Here is a 4325-nt window from a genome sequence, read left to right on the forward strand (position 1 = left end):
CCGACCCCGTCCTGGCCACCACCGCCCAGCACACCCTGGACGGAGACCTGCTCGCCCTCTCCGCCCTCAACGCCAAGCAGCCCGAAACCCACGCCTTCGCCCGGGCCCTGGCCCAGCTCCACACCCACGGCACCGACATCGACTGGACACCCTGGTTCCCCCAAGGCCCCACCACCGACCTGCCCACCTATGCCTTCCAACGCCAGCACTACTGGCTCGACGGAACGGGGAGCGGTACCGGCGATGCCGTCGGACTCGGTCTTTCGCCTTCCGGGCACCCGTTGCTGGGGGCCGCGATGGAGGTCGCGGACGAGAGCGGGCTCCTGCTGACCGGGCGGATCTCGGTGGCGGGGGAGCAGCGGTGGTTGGGGGATCACCGGGTGCTGGGCTCGGTGCTGGTGCCCGGTGCGGCGTTGGCGGAGTGGGCGTTGCGGGCGGCGGACGAGGCCGGGTGCGGCGGTGTCGAGGAACTCGTGCTGCGAGCGCCGCTCGTCCTCCCGGAGAACGGTGCCGTCAACATCCAGGTGGTCGTCCGACCCGCCGAGACCGACGACGGGCGGCGTGCAATCGAGGTGTACTCCCGCCCCGACCGTGGCGACGAAGACGCCGACACCAACGGATGGGTGTGCCACGCCGAAGGCACCCTCGGTCCGGCGACGGCCGAGGCGCCTGCCCTGGAGACGCGTTGGCCTCCGGAGGGTGCGCGTCGCGTCGAGATGGACGGCTTCTACGAGCGCGTCGCATCGGCCGGATACGAGTACGGTCCGGCCTTCCAGGGCGTCCGGGCCGTGTGGCGGGACGGGGACGACCTCGTGGCCGAGGTCGAACTGCCCGAGGAGGCGGGCGCGACCGAGGGGTTCGGGATCCATCCCGCGCTGTTGGACGCCGCCCTGCACCCCGGGATCCTGCTGGCGGAACCGGAGGCGGGGACGGACGGCCGGGCATGGTTGCCGTTCGCCTGGAACGGTCTCGCGCTCCGGGCGTCCGACGCCACGGCCGTGAGGGTGCGGATCTCGGCGGGCGGGGGAGGGACGCAGGGCGAACGTGCGCTGCGCGTGACCGTGGCGGACCCGGCCGGTGCGCCGGTGCTGAGTGTCGAGAAGCTGGTCATGTACCCAGCAGACGTCGGCCAACTGCGCGCCGCCGAAAGGGAGGAACGCCGGGCGCTCTTCGCCCTCGACTGGGTTCCGCTCACCAACGTCCCTGCCGGTACGCAGGGCGTCTCCGCCGGGGAAGGCTGGGCGCTGCTGGGCCCGCAGTCGCTCCCCGACTCCGGCTTCGTCGCCTACGCCGGGCTCGACGCGCTCGTGGCGGCGTTGGACGAAGGGGACGCCGTACCGCCGGTCGTCCTCGCCGGCGTCGAGCCGGGGGAGGACCAAGGGCTGGAGGCCGCCCGGCGCACGCTCGCGCTCGTACAGGGGTGGCTGGCGGAGGAGCGGCTGGCCGAGTCGCGGCTGGTGCTGGTCACGAGGGGCGCGGTCGGCCTGGCCGGGGAGGAGGCCGACCCGGCATGCGCCGCCGTCTGGGGGCTCGTACGGAGCGCCCAGGTGGAGGAGCCCGGCCGGTTCACGCTGCTCGACCTGGCTCCTGACGCCGACACGGCGACGGTGTGCCGCGCGGTGGAGGCCGACAGGCCGCAGGTCGCGGTGCGGGACGGACGGGTGTGGATCCCCCGGCTCACGGGCGCGGACACGACGGCGGGCGACCCGGCCGACGCGGGCGCCTCCGTCTCCGTCTCCGCCTCCGTCTCCGTCTCCGTCTCCGTCTCCGTCTCCGGCCCCGGCCCCGGCCCCGGCCCCGGCCCCGGCCCCGGCCCAGCATCCGCATCCGACTCCGGTCGGCCGTCACCGGAGTTGGACCCGGACGGAACGGTGCTCATCACGGGTGGCACGGGCACGGTCGGCGGACTGGTCGCCGAGCATCTCGTCCGTACGCGGGGCGTCGGCCACCTGGTGCTGGCCGGTCGGCGAGGACCGGAGGCACCCGGTGCCGGGGAGCTGGCCGACCGGCTGTCCGCGTTGGGCGCCGACGTACGGCTGGCGGCCGTGGACGTCGCGGACGCCGATGCCGTCGAGGAGCTGATCGCGGGGATCGACCCCGCGCACCCCCTCACGGGTGTCGTGCACGCGGCAGGCGTACTGGACGACGCCGTGCTGAGCGCCCAGACACCGGAACGCCTCGCCCGCGTGTGGGGGCCCAAGGCGGCGGGGGCGCTCAATCTGCACCGGGCGACGGCGGGGCTGCCGCTGAGGATGTTCGTGCTGTTCTCCTCGGCCGCCGCCTGGCTGGGCAACGGCGGCCAGGCCAACTACACCGCCGCGAACGCCTACTGCGACGCGCTCGCCGCAAGGCGCCGCGCGTCCGGCCTGGCGGGAGTGTCGATCGGCTGGGGTCTCTGGGACGAGGCGAGCGGCATGACCGGCCACCTGACCGAGGCCGACCGGGCCCGGCTCGGCCGCTCGGGCAGCGCGCCCCTGGCCACGGAGCAGGCACTCGACCTCCTGGACCTGGCCAGTCGGCAGCCCGCCCCCGCACTGCTCGCCGCCAACCTGACGCGACGCGCCCGCGCCGCGTTCGGCGGAGGCGAGGAACCGGGACGGCGACGCCGTGTCGCCGCCGCACGCGGCACCCACGGCGCGGGCCAGCCGGACGGCTCGGCCCTGGCCGACCGGCTCGCCGAACTGGACGAGGACGCCCAACTGGCGCTCGTACTCGACGTCGTCGGCGAGTCCGCGGCGGGCGCGCTCGGCCATCGGTCGGCGGACGAGCTGCGCGCGGAGGCCTCGTTCAAGGACCTGGGATTCGACTCGCTGACCGCCGTCGAACTCCGCAACCGCCTCTCCGCCGCCACCGGCATACGACTCCCCGCCACCCTGGTCTTCGACTACCCGACACCGCGGGCCCTGGCCGGCCGACTACTGACCCGGCTGAGCGGTGGCACACGGGACGGCGGCCGGAAGTCCCTCATCCGTGCCCGGCGCTCGGCCTCCGGCGCGGGGCGGGAACGGGATGACGAACCGATCGCGATCGTCTCCACGGCGGGCCGCTACCCGGGCGGCGTCGGCTCACCCGAGGAACTGTGGGAGCTGGTGGCCTCGGGCCGGGACGCCATCGGGCCGTTCCCGGACGACCGCGGCTGGGACCTGGCGGACCTCTTCCACCCGGACCCCGACCACCCGGGCACGAGCTACGCGAGCGAGGGCGGCTTCGTCCACGACGCCGCCGGATTCGACGCCGCGTTCTTCGGCGTGAACCCGCGCGAGGCGCTGGCCATGGATCCGCAGCAGCGGCTGCTGCTGGAGACCGCGTGGCAGACGCTGGAACGCGCCGGTCTCGACCCGGCGGCGCTGCGCGGCAGCCGTACGGGCGTCTACGCGGGCGTCATGTACCACGACTACGCGGTGGGTGCCGCGGGCGGCGACGCCCAGCTCGAAGGCTATGCGATGCTCGCGGGCTCCGGCAGCGTGGTCTCCGGCCGGGTGGCCTACACCCTCGGCCTCGAAGGTCCCACGATGACGGTGGACACAGCCTGCTCGTCGTCTCTGGTCGCGATGCATCTCGCCGCGCAAGCCCTGCGCCGGGGCGAGTGCGAACTGGCGCTGGCGGGCGGCGTGACGGTGCTCGCCACACCCGAGGTCTTCACGTCGTTCTCGCGTCAGCGTGGCCTCGCGCGGGACGGCCGCTGCAAGGCGTTCTCGGCGTCGGCGGACGGGGTCGGCTGGTCGGAGGGCGTGGGTCTGGTGCTGCTGGAGCGGCTCTCGGACGCGCGGCGCAACGGCCACCGGGTGCTCGCGCTGCTGCGCGGGTCGGCGGTGAACCAGGACGGGGCGAGCAATGGCCTGACGGCACCGAACGGCCCGTCCCAGGAACGCGTGATCGACCAGGCCCTCGCCGACGCGGGCCTCTCCCCGGCTGATGTGGATGCGGTGGAGGGGCACGGTACGGGGACGACGCTGGGGGACCCGATCGAGGCGGGGGCGCTGCTGGCGACGTACGGCCAGGAGCGTGCCGGCGGGCGGCCGTTGTGGCTGGGGTCGATCAAGTCGAACATCGGTCATACGCAGGCGGCCGCGGGTGTGGCCGGTGTGATCAAGATGGTGCAGGCGATGCGGCACGGGGTGCTGCCTGCGTCGCTGCACGTCGATGAGCCCTCGCCGCACGTCGAGTGGGACACGGGTGCGGTGCGGTTGCTGACCGAGCCGGTGGAGTGGCCGGTTGGCGAACGTCCGCGCCGTGTCGGAGTCTCCTCCTTCGGCGTGTCGGGCACGAACGCCCATGTGATCTTGGAGGAGCCGCCGGTCGGTGAGGAGCCGGAGCCGGTGGAG

1 protein-coding gene is annotated in these 4325 nt (G+C 74.3%); it reads left to right on the forward strand.

Annotated features, from left to right (window positions below; translation table 11 throughout):
* The coding region (locus tag ABD343_RS08085) for a type I polyketide synthase (RefSeq protein ID WP_344525623.1) at window positions 1-4325 on the forward strand (4325 nt) is incomplete at both ends.

Origin of the sequence: Streptomyces albiaxialis, assembly GCF_039530985.1 — a bacterium.
Lineage (GTDB): Bacteria > Actinomycetota > Actinomycetes > Streptomycetales > Streptomycetaceae > Streptomyces > Streptomyces albiaxialis.